This is a genomic window from Formosimonas limnophila (genome assembly GCF_014652675.1).
Taxonomy (GTDB): domain Bacteria; phylum Pseudomonadota; class Gammaproteobacteria; order Burkholderiales; family Burkholderiaceae; genus Hydromonas; species Hydromonas limnophila.
Genome location: NZ_BMZG01000004.1, coordinates 83,664 through 102,346, shown reverse-complemented (window position 1 = coordinate 102,346; position 18,683 = coordinate 83,664). Strand labels below are relative to the sequence as shown.

At 49.2% G+C, this 18,683-nt stretch carries 18 protein-coding genes; 1 reads left to right on the top strand and 17 read right to left on the bottom strand.

The window, feature by feature from the left end; all coding sequences use genetic code 11:
* Window positions 1-55: 55 nt before the first annotated feature.
* The 9 genes from IE082_RS04540 to IE082_RS04500 form a co-directional block, all read right to left on the bottom strand.
* Window positions 56-1,762 (bottom strand): hypothetical protein, encoded by a 1,707-nt coding sequence (locus IE082_RS04540; protein ID WP_229809719.1) that lies wholly within the window; start codon window positions 1,760-1,762, stop codon window positions 56-58.
* Between the two features lie 91 nt (window positions 1,763-1,853).
* Window positions 1,854-2,819 (bottom strand): lipoyl synthase, encoded by a 966-nt coding sequence (gene lipA / locus IE082_RS04535; protein ID WP_189492221.1) that lies wholly within the window; start codon window positions 2,817-2,819, stop codon window positions 1,854-1,856.
* 99 nt (window positions 2,820-2,918) lie between these two features.
* Entirely contained in the window at window positions 2,919-3,560 is a 642-nt protein-coding gene (lipB, locus tag IE082_RS04530) for a lipoyl(octanoyl) transferase LipB (RefSeq protein WP_189492218.1), read from the bottom strand.
* Window positions 3,561-3,848, bottom strand: coding sequence for a YbeD family protein (locus IE082_RS04525; protein ID WP_189492215.1), 288 nt, complete (start codon window positions 3,846-3,848; stop codon window positions 3,561-3,563).
* A gap of 67 nt (window positions 3,849-3,915) precedes the next feature.
* Window positions 3,916-4,878, bottom strand: a complete 963-nt coding sequence (xerC, locus tag IE082_RS04520) for a tyrosine recombinase XerC (protein WP_308429001.1) — start codon at window positions 4,876-4,878, stop codon at window positions 3,916-3,918.
* Between the two features lie 17 nt (window positions 4,879-4,895).
* The gene (locus IE082_RS04515) at window positions 4,896-5,660 is read right to left on the bottom strand and encodes a DUF484 family protein (RefSeq protein WP_189492212.1); all 765 of its coding nucleotides are present in this window, start codon (window positions 5,658-5,660) and stop codon (window positions 4,896-4,898) included.
* Window positions 5,661-5,715: 55 nt separating this feature from the next.
* The gene (gene dapF, locus IE082_RS04510; RefSeq protein WP_189492209.1) at window positions 5,716-6,576 is read right to left on the bottom strand and encodes a diaminopimelate epimerase; all 861 of its coding nucleotides are present in this window, start codon (window positions 6,574-6,576) and stop codon (window positions 5,716-5,718) included.
* The gene (locus IE082_RS04505; protein WP_189492205.1) at window positions 6,573-7,490 is read right to left on the bottom strand and encodes a lysophospholipid acyltransferase family protein; all 918 of its coding nucleotides are present in this window, start codon (window positions 7,488-7,490) and stop codon (window positions 6,573-6,575) included. Before IE082_RS04505 ends, dapF begins: the two co-directional genes overlap by 4 nt.
* Window positions 7,477-8,346, bottom strand: coding sequence for a lysophospholipid acyltransferase family protein (locus IE082_RS04500; protein WP_189492202.1), 870 nt, complete (start codon window positions 8,344-8,346; stop codon window positions 7,477-7,479). The genes IE082_RS04505 and IE082_RS04500 overlap by 14 nt, the downstream gene beginning before the upstream one ends.
* A gap of 286 nt (window positions 8,347-8,632) precedes the next feature.
* Here IE082_RS04500 and metK point away from each other — a divergent pair, with 286 nt between their 5' ends.
* On the top strand, window positions 8,633-9,802 hold the full coding sequence (gene metK, locus IE082_RS04495; RefSeq protein WP_189492199.1) for a methionine adenosyltransferase: 1,170 nt from the start codon (window positions 8,633-8,635) through the stop codon (window positions 9,800-9,802).
* Window positions 9,803-10,064: 262 nt separating this feature from the next.
* Here the strand turns inward: metK and IE082_RS04490 are convergent, their stop codons facing one another.
* The 8 genes from IE082_RS04490 to IE082_RS04455 all read right to left on the bottom strand — a co-directional run bounded on the left by IE082_RS04490 (window position 10,065) and on the right by IE082_RS04455 (window position 18,575).
* Window positions 10,065-10,847 carry a GNAT family N-acetyltransferase gene (locus IE082_RS04490; RefSeq protein WP_189492196.1) on the bottom strand — a complete coding sequence of 261 codons (783 nt, stop codon included), beginning with the start codon at window positions 10,845-10,847 and terminating at the stop codon, window positions 10,065-10,067.
* A gap of 139 nt (window positions 10,848-10,986) precedes the next feature.
* Window positions 10,987-11,826, bottom strand: a complete 840-nt coding sequence (locus IE082_RS04485; protein ID WP_229809718.1) for a 2OG-Fe(II) oxygenase family protein — start codon at window positions 11,824-11,826, stop codon at window positions 10,987-10,989.
* Between the two features lie 38 nt (window positions 11,827-11,864).
* Window positions 11,865-12,824: a nucleoside hydrolase gene (locus IE082_RS04480; RefSeq protein ID WP_189492190.1), complete on the bottom strand. Its 960-nt coding sequence runs from the start codon at window positions 12,822-12,824 to the stop codon at window positions 11,865-11,867.
* A gap of 37 nt (window positions 12,825-12,861) precedes the next feature.
* Window positions 12,862-13,728 carry a ribokinase gene (locus IE082_RS04475; protein ID WP_189492187.1) on the bottom strand — a complete coding sequence of 289 codons (867 nt, stop codon included), beginning with the start codon at window positions 13,726-13,728 and terminating at the stop codon, window positions 12,862-12,864.
* 1 nt (window position 13,729) lies between these two features.
* Window positions 13,730-14,704: an ABC transporter permease gene (locus IE082_RS04470; RefSeq protein WP_189492185.1), complete on the bottom strand. Its 975-nt coding sequence runs from the start codon at window positions 14,702-14,704 to the stop codon at window positions 13,730-13,732.
* Entirely contained in the window at window positions 14,704-15,801 is a 1,098-nt protein-coding gene (locus IE082_RS04465; RefSeq protein WP_189492182.1) for an ABC transporter permease, read from the bottom strand. Before IE082_RS04465 ends, IE082_RS04470 begins: the two co-directional genes overlap by 1 nt.
* Before the next feature lie 2 nt (window positions 15,802-15,803).
* Window positions 15,804-17,369 carry an ABC transporter ATP-binding protein gene (locus IE082_RS04460; protein WP_189492180.1) on the bottom strand — a complete coding sequence of 522 codons (1,566 nt, stop codon included), beginning with the start codon at window positions 17,367-17,369 and terminating at the stop codon, window positions 15,804-15,806.
* Window positions 17,370-17,537: 168 nt separating this feature from the next.
* Window positions 17,538-18,575 (bottom strand): BMP family lipoprotein, encoded by a 1,038-nt coding sequence (locus IE082_RS04455; RefSeq protein ID WP_229809717.1) that lies wholly within the window; start codon window positions 18,573-18,575, stop codon window positions 17,538-17,540.
* Window positions 18,576-18,683 lie beyond the last annotated feature (108 nt).

Here is an 18,683-nt window from a genome sequence, read left to right as displayed (position 1 = left end):
CTTTTTTGAATTAATTTGCTTACAAAATAAGTACTTCTCGTTCCATTTAACTACTTCAGATTCGACATCGCTCATAAACCGACAATGCGTATCCCTCGGCACTATTCCAAGTATGCTTCATCGGTATTATTTTCAAATCAAGCCGATGCTTGATATTCCTCCAAATTCCATTCTTCAATGCCAAACCTTTAAGCAGTTGGAGTAACTCACTATCTCCGTAATGGTTTGGAGTCTCGATCAATGCCGAAGTACACTTTTCGCTTTTTCTTTGCTCAAACTCAATCAACCAAAAATACCGCTCATCAACCTGTATATCAGCCACAAGAACAGAGCGGTACTTTTTCCTTTTTGAATCCAAGTACGACCACTGACGGCTTTTAGATGAGGTTAGCGGGATCTCATATCCATTACTCGATTGACGAATAGAGGCTTTTGTATTCGGATATTGGTTCAACAACCTAAACGCTTGCATCATTGTCTCAAACGATGCTTCCAAAGCTTTTTCTCGTTGGCGGCGCACTTTCTCTTCATCTTCGGCTGTTACAGTGATTTGCACTGGGATTATCGTTGAATCACCTGTTGTGCCTAAGCCAGTCCCCGATCCAGTTGCCACAGTGCTTTGGCAAGGGGTTAGTTGCGCGGCCTTGTACTTGCATTGGTCTTTTGTGTTCTTGAGGATTTCTTTACCCACCAATGCTGCAAAACGATTGGCCATTAAGGTAATACTATCCTTTTTGGCATAACGGTATGGCTCGGCCTCACTTTGCAAGGACAAATCATCATCGGGGCTGGGCTTCGTTACTTTTTTATTTGGCCAGCACTCGATTTTGTCATCATCAGAAACATCGGTTTCAGGATTGGCTTTATTACCATCATTGTCATGAATTACATGCAAGTCAGAGAATGGAAATGGTGCTGTACAATGCAATAGCTCTAAAATCAATGTTCGATTTTTACCACCTGATTGAAAGTTAATGCAGTGTGCAGTCCAGTCCGTTCGCCCTTCAAAGGGAAAATTGGTCTCTGGCATTGCTTTTTTGTGAAGGGTATTAACCGACTGCTTAACCAAGGAGCGATGAATCAGCTTAAATACTTCGTCTGCACAAGGCTCTTGTAGCAGCCGCCCAATCGTCCAGCCGTCATCATCTTCAAGCCACTTTCTCAGTTGTATGATGAACATGTCTTGTTCTGGGTGCATGTGGTGCAACTCACCCACCATTGAATCAAAGTCATTTTCATACCTACCCGAAAAAGCAATGTTTGATAAGTCACTTGAGGACGCATAATAAAAACGAATCACTTCAGCCACGGGAATAATAATGCCGTAAGGGTCACCATTGCGCTCGATTGCCAAGCAATTTGCGCTCAATCCGTTTTGAATACCGCCAATGTCAAAGTAAAATTTGCTGATTGCATAATTACCCTCATCTTGATGCCCTGCTTTAATAAGTTTGACTGTTGAGGAGTTAATCAAGACAGAATGTAAATTCGTTCGTCTTTGAACTGCCCTGATGTCATCTAAGAGCTGACCTTTGTGCCAAAGTGAGCCAATGGCAAGTAGCGGTAGTTGACCCACTCCTATTTGGCAGCATACACGTTCCGTAATCGTCATACCGAAGTCGGTTGTGTGCTGTGGATTAACTGGTCGCAGATAAACATCTATCGTGTTTTCGGTCGGGATATTTTTTTCGTTGTGTTGAACAGCAGCCAGCCAGTCGATTCGCCACAATCGACCATCATCTGGAAATTCTGCAATTTTCACAACCTTCGCCATCAACTACCTCCCAGTAGCATTTATTGTTATTCAGTAGCAATTAATTATGTTGAGTACTATTTATTGTTGGAATTCACAGTCAAACACCCGCCTCATGCGCCTGCACATCGGCATGGTATGAGCTGCGTACCATCGCGCCGACGGCGGCGTGGGTGAAGCCCATTTCATAGGCTTTTTCTTCAAACATTTTGAACACGTCGGGGTGGACATAGCGACGCACGGGCAGATGGTGGCCTGATGGCGCGAGGTATTGACCGATGGTGAGCATGTCGATGTTGTGGGCGCGCATGTCGCGCATGACGTCAAGGATTTCGTCGTCAGTTTCACCGAGGCCGACCATGAGGCCGCTTTTGGTCACAGCACTGGGATAGCGTTCTTTGAAGTCTTTAAGCAGTGTGAGTGAGTGCTGGTAGTCTGCACCGGGGCGCGCTTCTTTGTAGAGACGTGGCACGGTTTCGAGGTTGTGGTTCATGACGTCGGGTAGACCGTCTTTAAAAATATCGAGGGCTTTGTCGAGACGACCACGAAAATCGGGGACGAGGACTTCAATTTGCGTGTTTGGGGATTGGGCGCGGGTGAGCGTGATGCAGTCTACGAAGTGCTGTGCGCCGCCGTCGCGCAAGTCATCGCGATCAACGGAGGTGATGACGACGTATTTGAGCTTGAGTGCAGCGATGGTGCGTGCTAAGTTGGCTGGCTCTTGGGTATCGAGCGGGTCTGGGCGGCCATGGCCGACGTCGCAGAATGGGCAGCGGCGCGTGCATTTATCACCCATGATCATGAATGTGGCGGTGCCTTTGCCGAAGCATTCGCCGATGTTGGGGCAGCTGGCTTCTTCGCAGACGGTGACAAGCTCATTTTCGCGTAGGATTTTTTTGATTTCGTTAAACCGTGAGTTGCCTGAGGCGGCTTTGACGCGAATCCATTCGGGTTTTTTCAGCACTTCGGTTTGAACGACTTTGACGGGGATACGTGAGACTTTATCAAAGGCTTTTTGCTTTTTGGTGGCGTCGTAATCGACGTTGGTGTTGGTCGTTTCGCTCATGCGATGTTCTCCAGTATGGGCGGTTTCGGTGTCATGCGTTCATCAAAGCGGGCAGTACGTCAAATGCGGTGCAACGGATCAATACGGTTTGGCTCAGGGTCAAGCTTGGCTCTCGTCGGCTTGCCATTGACTGACTAAGGATTGCGCCAATTGCTCGGCCACGTCTGCCCATGTGGCGGTGACGCCGAGGGTTTTCATGTCAACCGTTTCTAAACCTGCATAACCACAGGGGTTGATGTGTAAAAACGGAGTTAAATCCATATCCACATTAAAACTGAGTCCGTGATAGGTGCAGCCACGTTTGACTTTGAGCCCCAATGCCGCGATTTTAGCACCTTCATGAGTGCCCTGCCCGACATAAATCCCCGGTGCGCCGTCTTTGCGCACGCCTGTGATGCCATAGTCAGCTAAGGTGAGGATAATCGCCCCTTCAATGCGTCGCACCCATTCTCTAACCATGATGCCACGGCGTTTGAGATCGAGCATCATGTAGATGACGACTTGACCTGGGCCATGATAGGTGATTTGGCCGCCACGCTCAGTTTTGACCAAGGGAATGTCACCGGCTTGTAATAAGTGCTCAGCCAATCCCGCTTGCCCCAAAGTAAAGACAGGCGGATGCTCCACCAGCCACAATTCGTCAGGTGTGCTGGCATCACGAGTGGCGGTAAATTCGCGCATGGCTTGCTCTGTGGGCAAGTAGTCCACGCGGCCAAGGCGTTTGACGATGAGCTCAGACATTTACAACACAATGCTCACGAGCGGATGACCTGTGAGCGCAAGGTATAAATCATCGAGTTGCTTTTGGCTGGTGGCAGTGACCGTGCAAGTCAAACCGAGGTATTTGCCTGTTGATGACGGACGAGTCTCCATGGTGGCCTCGTCGAAATCAGGCGCGTGTTGTTTCACCACTGCGACAATGGTCGCGGGGAACTCTGCGACGTGCTTACCCATGACTTTTAAAGGAAACTCGCACGGGAATTCGAGTAGCGTCGTGCGTTCTTCGGGCGGATTGTTGGTTTGGGTCATTTTTTGTCCTTGTCTATCAAAATGCTGTCAAAGCGTTTGCGTTGTATCGCCAACAGCAGAATTTTTTTTAATCTTTGGTTTGCTTCTTCGCACGAGGATGGGCTGCATCATAAACTGAGGCTAAGTGCTGAAAATCCAAGCCCGTATACACCTGCGTCGCCGACAAACTGCTGTGTCCAAGCAACTCTTGCACCGCTCGCAAATCACCCGATGACTGCAATATGTGCGTGGCGAACGAGTGACGCAGCATATGGGGATGCACGCGAACAGGCAAGCCCAGAACCTTAGCATGATGCGCCAGTCGCAACTGTATCGAGCGCACCGATAATCGTTTGCCCTGAGTGTTGATAAACAGCGCGTGCGTGAGTGCTGACTTCGGCATAGCGGCACGCGCTTGTTGCCATGCGTTCAACGCAGCCATCGCAGGCGCCCCCACAGGTGCAATGCGCGGCTTGCTGCCTTTGCCCAGCACATGCACCTCTGACTCTGACCAGTCCACCCAGCCCGTGCCTTGGTCATTTTCGCTGGTCGCGGTGGGTGGTGACACATCCAAACCCGCAATCTCTGACACCCGCAATCCACTCGAATAAAGCAACTCAATGATGGCATGGTCTCGTTTGAGAATGGCGGTGTCTCCGCGAGCAGCGTGATTGGCCAGATTCACCGCATCGTCTACCGACAGTGCTTTTGGCAGGTTTTTGGGTGCTTTCGGCGCACGCACACCTTCAACGGGATTGGCAGGCAACTCATGGTACTTCACCAACCACTCAAACCATGTGCGCCAGCAGGACAGGTAGCGCGCCAAACTTTTCGGGCCATGACCTTGCCCATGCAGCTGCATCACAAAGTGCTTGATTTGATAAGCCGCCAAGCGTTGTGGCTCGGTGACTTGAACCTGTGCCGCCAAGCGGCACAATAACGTTAAATCACGGGCGTAATTCTCGCAAGTTTTGTCAGACAGTCGCTTGTGTATCGCCAACCATTCAAGGTAGGCTTGCATCAATGAGGGCAGCTCGTCTGCAATGCGCACGGTGTCGATTGGCCTGATTAAGTTTTCAGCGACAAATGCACAGGGCTTTGGACGCGCGACAAGGCCGCGCCCGCCAAATGTGCGATGCTTTGCAAAAAGTGTGTGCCCATGTCTGGCGTGAATCGCTTCGCATCTGCCGCACCCAGCAGCAGAACGCCGACACACACATGTGCACGGTTGAGTGTGCCCCAAAGCGGGACAATGGCCAATGAAGCAATCGAACCCGACGCACTTTTTTTCGCCAATGCCGCTTCAATCTCGAAGCCCTTACATGGACCACAATACGGTGTGCGCAAACTATTGGCAAAAATCACCACATTGTCAGACCATGACTGACCAGAGGGGTGGTAGACCGCGCGCGATGGCTCGTTCCAAACCATGACTTGCACAGCGTCGAGATGAAAAGCGTCTTGCACATCTCGCTCAATCTGTGCAGGCAGATCATTGGCGTCCACCAAGCCCAGCCAATTACTCACCAGATGGAGTAGTTTGTCGTGGTTTTGTTGGTTACTCGCAGCTTGTGCCAATAATCGCTCAAGGCGAACTTGATGCTGTTCGGCTTTTTCGCGCAGCATGTTGTTTTGCCAATGCGCCATCGACACCACATTGCCATCACGCGTGGTGGGCAATGGCAATCCCGCCAGAGCTTCGGCGTGTTCGACAAAAAACTCTGGGTGGTTTTGTAAATAAGCGATGACCTCAGCCGCATTCATCACAGGCGCGTCATCCAATGCCTCATGGGTTTGATTAATGAGTTCATCGCGATTTTGTTGTTCAGACATTGTTGTTCTCGTATGGTTTTTTGTATCAATACATTGGAATCGTTTGATTGGTTGCTCAGTCTACCAAAGGCACTTCACCATCAAAGACGGTGACTGCAGGACCGCTCATCATCACGGGGTGCCCCTTACCCGCCCATGCGATGTTAAGCACACCACCACGCGCTTGGACGGTCACAGGCGAGGACAAAACGCCACGGCGAATACCAGCGACCACCGCTGCACACGCTCCTGTCCCGCAGGCTAATGTTTCACCAGCACCGCGTTCAAAGACACGCACGCTGATGTGGTGCTGATCGTGGATCTGCATAAAGCCAATATTGGCTTTGTTCGGGAAGATAGCATGTTTTTCCAACGCTTCACCATCAAACAAAACTGGTGCAGTATTCACATCCGAGACAACCTGCACCGCATGAGGATTACCCATAGACACCATGGACAACCAGCGTGTACCACCATTGACATTGACGGCGTAGAGTGTGTCTTCACCCTGTTTACGCGAAGGAAGGCTATCGACAACGGCGGGCAAGCCCGCCGCTTGCAGTTTAGGGACCCCCATGTTGACAGTCACTGAGCCATCTTCGTTGAGCGTTAAAATCATCAAACCTGTGGCGATTTGCACCGTGATTTCGCGCTTTTGTGTCATGCCTTTGTCATGCACATATTTGACGAAGCAACGTGCGCCGTTGCCACAGTTTTCAACCAACGAACCATCTTGGTTATAAATGGTGTATTTAAAGTCAGCCGAAGATTTGCTCGGCTTTTCGACCAGCAAAATCTGATCCGCACCCACGCCGAAGTGACGGTCCGCCAGAGCGCACCAATCTGCGGGTGTGATACGCGAGACATCTTGATCAATCGCATTAACGACAATGAAGTCATTGCCTGCGCCATGCATTTTTGTGAATTTCAATTTCATGATGTTTCACCAACTTGTTTTTGATAAAAGCTCTGTTCGCCTTCGGGTCTGGTTTTAAAGCGCTTGTGCATCCATAAATACTGCGCTGGCTCCTCCAAAATTCGAGTCTCAATAAACGCATTCATCTCTCGCACAGCTGCCGCCTCATCCTCGCCTGGATAACCGTCCCACGCAGGATAAAACTGTGTACGATAGAGTGTTTGACCACGGGCCAAGGCGTCTTTGTCGATGCGTGTGACGCAAGGCACGATAAGCGCGTTGGTTAATTTTGCCAACTTGGGCAATGCCATTAATGTCGCGGCAGGCACCCCAAAAAACGGAGAAAATATCGCATCTTGTATGCCAAAATCCATATCAGGCAAATAGTACAACGGTATATTTTTACGCAACAATTTGACCAATCCTCGCACGCCGTCTTGGCGTGAATACAAATGCGCTTGTCCTGAGCGAGCACGTCCTTCTTTCATCAACTCATCCATAACGGGGTTGGCTTGACGCTGATACATCGTGGCCATCTCGCGGTCAAAGTTGATGCGCAAACCACCAACATCCAGCCCGATAAAGTGAGGCGCGAGAATAATAATCGGTCGTTGCTGTGCTATCGCAGCGTGCAAATAATGCTCGTCAATTTTGACGATGTTCTCATCAAACGCCTTTAAATCACCAAACCAAAACAAACTGCGGTCAAATAACCCGTGCGAAAAATAGCGCAAATGCGCTTTCACAGTCAGCTCAATCTGCTCATCGCCCCAATCAGGAAAGCATTTTTTTAAATTAATGCGAGCAATGCGCACACGCTTCTTAACCAAACGGTAAGCCAACACCGCCACCGTCTCGGCCAATCGATGACGAACAGCTTGCGGCCATCGCCCCATTTTTCGTAGGATATATGCCCCCAGTTTAGACATCAGCATCGGCTTTCCCCTCTGATTTCGTCACCTCAGGCACGCCTTTATAACGATTATAACCCCACAAATATTGCTCTGGCGCTCGGTGAATCACCGACGCCATTAATTCATTAACACGCGCAGCGTCTGCTGCCATGTCCAACGAAGGCACAAACTCAACCACCTGAAAATCAATTTCGTAACGATGCGGCGCATACACGCGCCGTGCCGACATAATCACGAGCGCCGCACCTGTTTGGCGCAACAGTTTCGACGGCAGTGTCATCGTCCATGCGGGCGCACCGAAAACATCCACCAGTACCGCATCGCCCTGAGCATTCGGCACTTGGTCGGGTAAAAGACCAACCAGCTCACCATTTTTTAAGGCACGCAGCATGGTACGAATGCCTTTGACATCAGCACTGGCCATTTTGACTTGGTATTTTTGACGACCGCTGAGCATCGCCTCGGCAATCATGGCCTGTTTGGGCGGACGATACATGGCGGTAAAAGGTGCACGCTGACCAATCCACAATGAGAGCAGCTCAAATGCCCCAATGTGTGGCGTGAGCATCAATACACCTTGACCACTGTCTTGAATCTTTTGTACAGCCTCCCAACCTGTCACTTTCACTTTGGGTAGTAACGCATCAATGCGCCACGTCCAAATATGCGCCAGCTCCAAAACAGAACGCCCCATGTGTGCCGCAGAATCACGAGCAAACTGTCGCGAGGTGAAACCTGCCTGTGATGCATTCTTCGCCAATCGCGCGCCATATCGCTTATCAAAGCGCGCGACAAAGCGCCCCAGCCAGCCACCAAGTACATGCAGCACAGACAGAGGCAAAACCGACAACGCTGCTAATAACAACTTAACCCACATGGCAAAACACCCTAAAAATTCTGCTTATCACCACAAAAAATATCGAGTCACCGCACTTTTGTCGTATTTACCGACACAAAACTAGCATTTCTCGAAAAATTTCACAGCACTTTTTCGCAAACCTTATAAAGCGGCTATAATACCACTTCTTGCTGGTTTAACGACAACTTACGGGGCAAGAAGAGTATTTGCGAAAGCGTCCCGCTTTCCACCGTTAAAGCGTCGCTGCTCGGGCTTATCAGTCTTACAACAGCGCGCCCAACCTTTTGATTATTTGAGGAACTTCATGAGCAGCAACAAAAACTATCTATTCACATCCGAATCCGTCTCCGAAGGCCATCCCGACAAAGTCGCTGACCAAGTCTCTGACGCGATTCTCGATGCCATTCTTGAGCAAGACCCCACTGCGCGCGTGGCTGCCGAGACATTATGCAACACAGGCTTGGTGGTCTTAGCTGGCGAAATCACCACCACCGCTGTCATCGACTACATCGACATCGCGCGCGACACCATCAAACGCATCGGCTACGACGACACCGACTATGGCATTGACTACAAAGGCTGCGCGGTGCTTGTCGCTTATGACAAACAGTCTCCCGACATCGCCATGGGCGTGGATGCCGCGCATGATGACAATTTAGACCAAGGTGCAGGTGACCAAGGTTTGATGTTCGGCTACGCGTGTTCTGAAACCACCGAGCTCATGCCTTTGCCGATTCACTTGGCGCACCGCCTTGTCGAGCGTCAAGCCGACATTCGCCGCGATGGTCGTCTGCCATGGTTGCGCCCTGATGCCAAATCTCAAGTGACGATTCGCTACGAAGATGGCAAACCCTCTGCCATTGATACCATCGTGCTGTCGACACAGCACCACGCTGATATCTCACTGGAAACCGTTCGCGAAGGCGTGATTGAGGAAATCATCAAGCCGATTCTGCCAGCTGAATTGATTAAAAACGACATCAAATTCCTCGTCAACCCAACAGGTCGCTTCGTGATTGGCGGTCCGCAAGGTGACTGTGGTCTGACTGGTCGTAAAATCATTGTTGATACATACGGCGGCGCAGCACCACACGGCGGCGGTGCTTTTTCGGGCAAAGACCCCTCGAAAGTTGACCGCTCTGCCGCGTACGCAGGTCGATATGTCGCGAAAAACATCGTGGCTGCAGGCTTAGCGGAACGCTGCTTGATTCAAATCTCATACGCCATCGGTGTGGCACGCCCCACTTCGATTATGGTGGATACCTTTGGTACTGGTAAAATCTCTGATGAGCGCATCACTGCTTTGGTGGCAGAGCATTTTGACCTGCGTCCGAAAGGCATCGTTAAAATGCTCAATCTGCTGCGCCCCATCTACAGCAAAACCGCTGCCTACGGTCATTTTGGACGTGAAGAGCCTGAGTTCAGCTGGGAAGCAACAGACAAAGCAGCATTACTCCGTGATGCTACTGCGTAAGCCTCCCAGAAATTTGAACCACTTGAGAATAGAATAACTGAAACTCAAGGAGCCTTAATCTACGCTCCTTTGATTTTTAGAGCACACAATATCTCACGTCATTTGGACTCATTCAAGATGGCTACACGTGACGCTTACTCTCAAATTGAGTCAGTTTGACAATGAACGGTTACCATTTAAAGAAAGAACCTCTGCGCAGCGGCAGAGGTTTTCACCATTATCTCACAAAGAGAGTTGACCACTTTTCATGTCAAGTGATTCATCAAACCAAATCAAAATGCTTTGCATACCTTGGGGCAACATTGGCGCGATGCAACACAGTCAGAAAGTCAGCGGTATGAAAATCAGGGTCATAAGTCGGCGCACCACAAACTTGAGCGCCCAAACGCACGTAGCCTTTAAACAACGGTGGCAACACCATTTTTACATCAGCTTGGACAACAGGTTGTAAACCATGGTCAAAGGGATTGCGTGGAGTCACTTTAAACTCGTCGCTCATCGCTCCTGAGTCGATGAGCATTTGGTGGACATCAGCGACAGAAGGACTGTTTGCAGCAATAGGCACACTGGTGCAGCCAAGTATCATGTCATAGTCATTTTTGACTGCGTACACCAAAATGGCTTTCCACAAGGCCATCAATGCTGGGCCACTGCGGTAATCCTTGTGCACGCAAGCTCGGCCAATTTCTAAAATGCGCTCACGATGAGGCAAAAGTTCACTGATATCGAATTCTTGAGCAGAATAAAAACCAACGCTGCTGGTACAACCACGGGGTAAGACGCGATAAGTGCCAACCACTTGACCTGTTTTCGCGTCACGAACAAATACGTGTTCGGCACAGGCATCAAACTGATCCTCATCCAAACCATCATGTCCATGCAAATTAACGCCCAATTCTTCTGAAAACACTTGATAACGCAAGCGTTGAACTTCCCGAACTTCGTCAATAGAACTGGCCCAACCAACCACGACGGACTCAGCCTGACCATGCCGACTGTGGGGCGAGGCTTGGGCTTGTTGCATTGTTTGCGTCTGAACCAACATTTGCTCCTTGTGCGCGAAAATCATTCGCACGATTTTTTGACAATCTCACCATTTTACCAGTAAGTTTTGCACTTGAATAGCGTTTATCTAACGCTCGTTTCATTCTAGGCACTCATGTGGCAAAGCCACTGACAACGAATTATTGCTTCATACCCAGCTCTTTTAAACGCTCACTCAAATAACTCTCTGCTGTGTGTCTGATTGACAAGACCACTTCGGGCTTGGGATGCAAGAACAAGGGCAAAGACACACGACTGACATTGTGCGTACGATTCTCTGGATTGATGACACGATGCATGGTGCTTGGGTAGTAACCTTGAGAGGCTTCTTGCAGCATGTCACCAATGTTGATAATCAGCATACCAAAATCGCAAGGCACATCCAGCCACTCGCCATTTTTTGCTTGAACTTGCAAACCCGGCTCGTTGGCGGCTGGCAATACGGTCAATAAATTAATATCTGTGTGTGCAGCAGCCCGTAAAGACCCGATTGGTTCATCACCTTTGAGTGGCGGGTAGTGCAAAACGCGGAGCAGTGTCTGCTCACTGCCGTCAATCATCGTGGACAGTGGTTGGCTGTAGTGTTGAGCAATCGCATCTGGTGTTTGTTGCTCCACCCAGCCAAGCAATGTTGCCGCCAACTGACTCGCCTCCTGATAATAAGTCAGCGCATCAGATTTGAGCAACTCTGGGATTCGACCCCATGGATAGATGTGGAAAAACTCTTTGATGTCTTTCTTGTCATTGCCTTTGGCCGTCTCTGACACAGCCGTGGAAAAATACCCGTCAAACTTCTCAGCACTATAGGGATAGTTAAACTTATCCTCGCCTTGAAAAAAGGACAACCAATCCGTAAAAATGCCCTGCACCAAAGGGTTAGAAATGGGGTGATTCACCAGCACCCCAAACCCTGTGTCATGCAAAGACTGTGTGAAGTCACGCGCCGCTGTTGGGCTGGTGTAATCAATGACTGGTAACATCATCATTTCCTTTTCAAAGAACGCTCACAAAAGCACGGTTATTTTGCTGTGCTCAACACTTGCTCAATCAAAGCCAACACACCCGCTTCATCCACATCCGTGCACACTTGGACATTGTCGCGCTCAGACCAATAGCTCTCAGCGTAGACTTTTCCTTCTGGTGCAAAAAAGGTCTTACCTGCACCAGCACCCTCTTTGACCACTTCAACCTGACCGCGAACGGTGGTGAATAACTCGGGGTTGGTGACATACATCACCGTTGCAGGGTCATGCAGTGAAAAACCATTGAACCCAGCCACGTTACGATAAAAATTTGCATAAAAAGCGCAGATTTTTTGCAAAAAACCACCCACTTTCGGCGAAGCTGCCGCAATACGCGCCATCGGCTCACTCGGCATGATGGTTTGATAAGTCACATCCAAGCCCACCATCACGATTGGCCACGGCGCTTCAAAGACTTTTTGAGCAGCATGAGGGTCATTCCAAATATTAGCCTCAGCAGCTGGAGAGACGTTTCCAGCCACATGAGCTGCACCACCCATGATGACGACCTGTTTGACTTTTTGGGCAATCGTTGGGTCTTTTTTCAGAGCCAGAGCAATATTGGCCAACGGGCCAACTGGAACCAAGATGACTTCACCTGGGTGCTCGTTGATCACTCTGACGATGAAGTCAGCGGCGTGCTCAGCCACGGGTTGAAAGTCGGCAGGATAGGTCACCTTAACATCACCAAAACCATTTTTACCATGGACAAAATCAGGGAACGGATGTGGTTTTTGTACAGACGGAACCGCCTCGCCCTTGGCAACAGGCACATGCTTGATGTCCAGCAAGTCGAGTAAATAACCTGCATTTTTGGTTGACTGCTCGACAGAGACATTGCCATACACCGTTGTCAAGCCCAACAACTCAATATCAGGGTGCTGTGCGGCAAAAGCGATTGCCAAAGCATCATCCACACCTGGATCGGTGTCGATAATCATTTTGTACTTGGTCATAGAACTTCCTTTAATAAAAATTGAAGCACAAGTCGTTTTAGACCAGCTCGTGCGCAAAAGGGATGGCTGAGCTCGCGCCTTTTCGCGAAACGGTAACCGCAGCCGCACGACTCGCTTGCGCCAAAGCATCGGACACACTCAAATCTTGCATGATAGCGGCCAAATAATAACCGATGAATGTATCACCCGCCGCTGTGGTGTCAACGACCTCAACTCGTTGCGCTGATTGAAAGAACGTGCCTGCTTGCCCCATGTACTTCACACCATCGCCGCCCATGGTCAGCACAACGTTTTTCACAACTTGGCTCAACTTCGCTAAAGCGTCGTCTAAATCAGACAAGCCTGTAAGCTGCGACGCTTCGACCTCATTTACAATCAATGTATCAATCAAATGCAAAGGCAACTTCGCCAAATTCGCATGACAAGGCGCAGGATTAAACGCAATTCGTTTGCCAGCTGCATGGGCTTTTTGGATGATGGTTTCAATCAAATTGGTTTCATTTTGCAATAAGACCCACGTCACGTCAGTGCGTGCCAATTGTGAGTCAACCATCTGCTCCGTCAATGCGTGATTGGCGCCTGCGTGCAGCAAAATGCAGTTTTCACCGTCTTGGTTCACTTGGATCAGTGCGTGTCCCGTTGCTTGCTCAACTTTCTCAATCGCAGAAGTATCTAAAGCCAGCTTGGTCAACTGGTCAGCCATCCATTCATCGTCACGGCCGATACACCCTACGTGAATCACAGATGCACCTGCACGCTGTAAAGCAACCGACTGATTCAAGCCCTTACCACCCATACCTTTGTCATAGCCCAGTGTCGCCAACGTTTCGCCTGGCTGCACAAAATGCGCGACCTGATAAACATGGTCAATATTAATCGAGCCAAAATTCACAATCGCAGACATATTATCTCTCTTTGACATAAGGACGACCAATCGCTTTGGGTGCGACCGCTTTACCGACGAAACTCGCCAACAACACAATCGTCAAGACATAAGGTAAAGCATTGAATATCTGAGACGGGATTTCTGGCAAACCAAACATCGGCACGCCTTGTAAGGAACCCGACAACGCGCCTAGCAAGCCAAACAAAAAACACGCCCAAAATGCAGGCCAAGGCCTCCATTTACCAAAAATCACTGCAGCCAAGGCCATATAACCCATGTTCGCGCTCATTTCCCGCACAAAACCGCCATTTTGCGCCATGGATAACGCAACGCCTGCCAAACCACACATCACGCCGGTAAACACCAGCGCCAAATAACGTAAGCCGATGACTGATAAGCCAGCGGTGTCTACAGCATTTGGCTCTTCACCGACCGCACGAATACGCAAACCCAAGCGAGTGCGATACAACAAAAATGCTGTCAAAAACACCGAGGCAATCGCCACATAGGTAAAAACATGATGGCCAGAAATAATCTTTTCATAAATAGGCCCAATCACAGGTACACCTCTGACTGCTTCTACACCAGGGAAAACAATCGGTTTGAAACGCAGCTCATCGGGCAACAAAGGCGTCTGACCACCTTTTTGAAACCACGCCTGTCCCAACACCAAGGTCAAGCCCGAAGCCAACACATTAATCGCCAAGCCAGACACAACATGGTCGCCTTTTTGACTGATGGTGGCAAAACCATGCAACATCGAAAAAACCACAGACGTCAAAACCGCTGCCAAAACAGCCAAAGACACTGAACCAGACAAACTGGCCACAGCTGCACCAGCGAATGCCGACAACAGCAACTTGCCCTCTAAACCAATATCCACCGTACCAGAACGCTCGGCCATCAAGCCCCCCATCGCGACCAAAATCAAAGGCACAGCCTGACGCAGTCCACTGCCCGTCACATTGGCAATCGTTACGATTAAATCATTCATCACGCACTCCCTTTTTTCTGATACAAAGTTTCGATGGGCTTTCTAATCAAACCATCGAGCGCTGCCACAAAGAAAATAATCAAACCTTGAATCACCACATTAAACTCAGGGCTAATGTCGGGTAAGTCAAACTGCATTTCTGAGCCACCTTGCGCCAGCGCACCAAACAGCAAAGCAGCCAACACCACGCCGACAGGATGATTACGCCCCATCAAAGCCACCGCAATCCCCATGAAACCAATGCCTGATGTGAAGGACAAACTCAAGCGCCCTTGCGCCCCATAAACCATATTCACGGCCATCAAACCAGCCAAAGCGCCCGAAATCATCATGCTGATAATAATGGTACGAGACACCGATATACCTGCATAACCCGCTGCCTGAGGATTTTGTCCTACCACACGAATCTCATAACCCAAACGAGAGCGCCAAATCAACCACCACACAAAAGCGGCTGTGACCAATGCAAAGAAAAATGCAAAGTTCAACGGTGTGTCATCAAAGCCCAAAAATGGGAGCATCTCTGACAGACGGGGCAATATGGAGCTTTCTGCAAAATTTTCAGAATCTGTACTTTCACCTTTACCCAACCAAAAACGCATGACAAAATCCATAAAGGCAAACATAATGTAGTTGAGCATGATTGTCGTCACCACCACATGCGCACCACGCTTGGCCTGCAGCAAGCCAGGGATAAACCCGTAAAAACCACCAAAAATCAAGGCTGCAACAATCGCTACCAAAAACACCAGCGGCGCTGGCAAATAAGGCCCCAACCACAAGCAAACCAAGGCAACACCCAAACCCGCAAAATACGCCTGACCCTCGCCACCAATATTAAATAAGCCTGCGTGAAAAGCCACCAACACGGCCAGTCCTGTGAAAATCAATGACGTGGCATTAAAGAGCGTAAATGGCAAACCAGTATCAAAGTTAAACGCACCACGGAATAATACGGACAACACCTCTAAAGGGCTTTGACCAATCGACAAAACCAATAAAGACGCGAGCCCAAAAGCCAAGACCAGTTGCACCACAGGAATGGCAAAACCCGTCAACCAAATCGGCAATGCTTGAGAATTTTTCTTATCTGACATGATTAACCTTTCATCGCTTCAGAGCTGGCCATCAACATACCGATGGTTCGTGGGTCGGCTTCATCACCTTTGAGCTCACCCGTGATTTGTCCCTGATTCATGACCAAAATACGATCCGACAACGTCAACACCTCATCGAGCTCCACCGACACCACCAAAATCGCAGCACCCGCATCGCGTGCTTTGACCAACTCTTTATAAATCAACTCAATCGCGCCGATGTCCACCCCACGCGTCGGCTGACCAACCAGCAGCACTTTCGGTTGGCGCGCCATTTCACGAGCGATGATGAGCTTTTGCTGATTACCGCCCGACATATTGGCCGAGCGAATTTCTGGCAAATTCGGGCGAACATCAAATGCTTTAATCAAAGCCAGTGCCGAATCTCGAACTTTTTTAACCATCAGCGAAAATTTACTGCCCAAAGATGCATCGTGGTGGTAACCCAAAATGGCCGACTCTTGCATCGTGAAGTTTTTCAATAAGCCTTGGCCAATACGATCCTCTGGAATGTGTGCCACGCCAACAGCGCGCAACTGCTTCGGATTCGGCCATGTTTGGCATGTGTAAGCGGGCTTGCCATCAGCAACGAAATCAATCATGCCACTCGTGCCACGCATTTCACCCGATAAGATTTTGAGTAACTCTGTTTGACCATTGCCAGACACACCTGCCAAACCGACGATTTCGCCTGCGTGTAGATCAAATGAAATACTTTTTAAGCGTTTAATGCCTTTGCCGTCGGTATAAGATAAGTCTCGCACCGACAGATAAACTTGCGACTGATCAAGGTTGCCTTTGGGCAAATCTTTGGCCACGGGGCGGCCAACCATTAACTCAGCCAATTCCTCTGCGTTGGTGTTCGCTGTTTTGCGATGCGCCACCATTTTGCCGCCGCGCATGACCGAGACATTGTCGGTCACATCCATGATTTCACGCAGTTTGTGGGTAATGATGAGTACCGTGACGCCCTGCGTGCGTAAGTCGCGCAACACATCGAACAACTGGTCAGCTTCCTGTGGTGTCAAAACGCCTGTCGGCTCATCCAGAATCAAAATCTTTGCCTGACGATACAGCGCCTTTAAAATTTCAACCCGCTGTTGCACACCAACCGCCAACTCGCCAACTGGCTCATCAAGTGGTACTTCCAAGCCAAATTTTTGAGAAATCGCTTCTAACTTTTGACGCGCCTTCGCTTTTGAGGCATCCAACGACCACGAACTTTCTGCGCCCAACAAAATATTTTCTAATGCCGACAAAGTCTCGACCAGCATGAAGTGCTGATGCACCATGCCCACACCATGCGCAATCGCGTGCGTCGAATTGGTCATTTTGACTTTTTCACCATCAATCACCACATCGCCAGAGTCGGCCTCATAAAAACCGTAGAGTACCGACATTAGTGTGGATTTGCCCGCACCGTTCTCGCCGATGATGCCGTGAATCGTCGCTTTGGGGACGGATAAGTCAATATCCTTATTCGCCCAAACTGCACCAAATCGTTTATTGATGCGCTTGAGCTCAACAGCGTATGGACCTGCAGGCTGCGCGTCGTGGGAGTCAGACATAAATGTCTCCTGTTATCCTGTTAAATTAATCATGCCATTTGCTGTATTGGTTTTAGATACCGCTTGGTGTCGTACAGATATTTAAGGAAAGTATTAACACAAAAGATACCCAAAGCAAATACAGCAAAAGCCAACGAATTGGCTTTTGCTGTCACTCATGCGTTTGGATTACTTACCATCGCAGGTGATTTTGATTTTGCCATCGATGATGTCCTTTTTGATGGCGTTCACTTTTATGCGCATTTCGTCATTGACCAAGGCTTTGTTGTGTTCGTCATCAGCCCAATCCACGCCATCTTCAGCCAAGCCCATTGATACAGAACCTGCTTTGAACGAACCCGCTGCGGACTCTTTGAATGCTGCTAAAACCGCGTTGTCCACGCGTTTGACCATTGAGGTCAACATCGTGCCTGGGAACAAGTAGTTTTGGTTACTGTCTACACCGATCGCGTATTTTTTACCGTCTTTGGCTGCTTGATACACGCCGTTACCTGTACCGCCTGCCGCTGCAAACACAACGTCCACACCACGGTCAAACTGTGCTTTGGCTAATTCGCCGCCTTTGGTTGGGTTGTTCCACGCATCACCCGTTGTGCCAACTGTGTTTTTAATCACTTCAGCTTTGGCGTTGATGTGCTTCGCACCTTGTTCGAAACCACACGAGAACTTACGAATCACAGGAATATCCATGCCGCCGATGAAACCCACTTTACCTGACTTAGACGCCATCGCTGCCAAAGCACCCACGAGGAACGAGCCTTCTTCTTCACGGAACTGGACTGACTTCACATTTGGTTGTTTCACTTCTGAGTCAATGATGACAAAGTTGCTCTTTGGCAATTCTGCAGCCACTTTATTCAATGCTTCACCACTGTTAAAGCCCATGGTCACAATCGGATTACCACCGCGTTGTGCCATTTTGCGCAAAACGCCTTCTAATTCAGCTGGATTTTTCAACTCAAAATCGAGGTAAGATTTACCTGTTTCTTTTTTAAACATTTCCGCGCCGTTGTAACCTGACTCGTTAAATGACTTGTCAAACTTACCACCCGCATCAAAAATAATTGCAGGACCGCCAGCTGCGTCAGCTTTGGCTTCTGTTTTTGGTGCATCAGTTGCTGCCGCGTCTTTTTTTGGTGCTTTATCACCGCAGGCCGCGAGAACCAAGGTCATACCCAATGCCAACATGAGTTTTTGATGTTTCATGAATCATCTCCTAATAATAAAAAGTAAAAAACCAATTCGTTTCAGCCATCTCATCAGGCACATCAGAACACCGACCCATCGTAGGACGCAGTGCAACGCCAACAGCCT